The sequence below is a fragment of the Pseudomonas sp. PIC25 genome (assembly GCF_002286785.1).
Classification (GTDB): domain Bacteria; phylum Pseudomonadota; class Gammaproteobacteria; order Pseudomonadales; family Pseudomonadaceae; genus Pseudomonas_M.
The window spans coordinates 1-1,208 of the sequence record NZ_MUJY01000143.1; the positions used below are offsets into that span (position 1 = coordinate 1).

A 1,208-nucleotide genomic window follows, 5' to 3' on the forward strand; every position below is an offset into this window, starting at 1 on the left:
GAGGCTTATTCGGGCTACGGGAGGGAGGTATGGCGATGCTCCGCAGGCGAATGAATTCACCTCTACACGGGGCGACGAGCCTGTGCGAACAACCGCCCTCGCCCTCTGGGGACACGACTGCATGGGATGCAGGATGCCAAAGCCGAGGGCTGGGGGGACGCCTGGTTGTGAGGGGGAGTCGAGCCAGACGACTATCCTCGGCTCCACTGCGTGGCGTCACTCCACCTCACAACTGTGATCCGGGCCTGGGAACTCCCTTCACGCTGAGACAGTCTGTCAGAGGGTACCTGCCAAACGTGTCTCAAGGAGAGTGTTATGTTGCGCAAACTGCTAGCCGCTTCCCTGCTCAGCCTGGCCAGCGCGCCGCTGTGGGCCGCGGAGTGCTCGGTCGATGTCGAGTCCACTGACCAGATGACCTATACCACCAAGGCCATCGAGATCGACAAGGGCTGCAAGGAATTCACCGTCAACCTGAAACACACCGGGCAGTTGCCGAAAAACGTCATGGGCCACAACTGGGTACTGTCAACCGCAGCCGACATGCCCGGCGTGGTCAGCGACGGTATGGCCGCCGGCCTCGACAACAACTATTTGAAGCCGGACGACGCCCGCATCATCGCCCACACCAAGATCATCGGCGGCGGCGAGAGCGATTCGGTCAGCTTCGACGTGAGCAAGCTGGCGGCTGGCAACGAGTACATGTTCTTCTGCTCCTTCCCCGGCCACTCGGCCATGATGAAAGGCACCGTCACCCTGAAGTGAATCGATCGGATAGAAAAAAGAAAGGCCGCGTGAGCGGCCTTTCTGCTGATGGTCCTCAGCGGCACATGGGTGGGCCGCCCTCTCGGTTCCATCAATCAACGTACGTCACATGCTTGAGCATCAGGTTGGGGCGGCTCATGGCGTCGATGGCATCGATACGCTTGAGCATGTCCTTGACCTTGCCTTTGAAGGTTTCATCGTCCATATCGATCCAGTAGCGCGGGTCGCGGCCGGTGCGGCGGTCATGCTCGGCAGTGACCGGGTCGAGATGGCGATACTGCTCGTAGGAAGGTAGATCGGGCAGGGGGCGACTGGTATCCATAAAGTTCTGAAAAAAGTCCCAGAGGGCGCAGGGTAGCTGAGGGCTTCGATCCGGTGCGACCAGGGAGCCGAAGTTGATGACGATGTCACGGTAGCGGTGTGCCAGGTACAGCACGTTCATCGGC

2 protein-coding genes are annotated in these 1,208 nt (G+C 60.3%); one reads left to right on the top strand and one right to left on the bottom strand.

Annotation, left to right across the window (positions count from 1 at the left end):
- Window positions 1–315 precede the first annotated feature (315 nt).
- Window positions 316–762 carry an azurin gene (gene azu / locus BZL41_RS18020; RefSeq protein ID WP_095600586.1) on the top strand — a complete coding sequence of 149 codons (447 nt, stop codon included), beginning with the start codon at window positions 316–318 and terminating at the stop codon, window positions 760–762.
- A 91-nt stretch (window positions 763–853) separates the two neighbouring features.
- Here the strand turns inward: azu and BZL41_RS28615 are convergent.
- A partial coding sequence (locus BZL41_RS28615; protein ID WP_168191031.1) for a hypothetical protein occupies window positions 854–1,208 on the bottom strand: 355 nt, incomplete at its 5' end.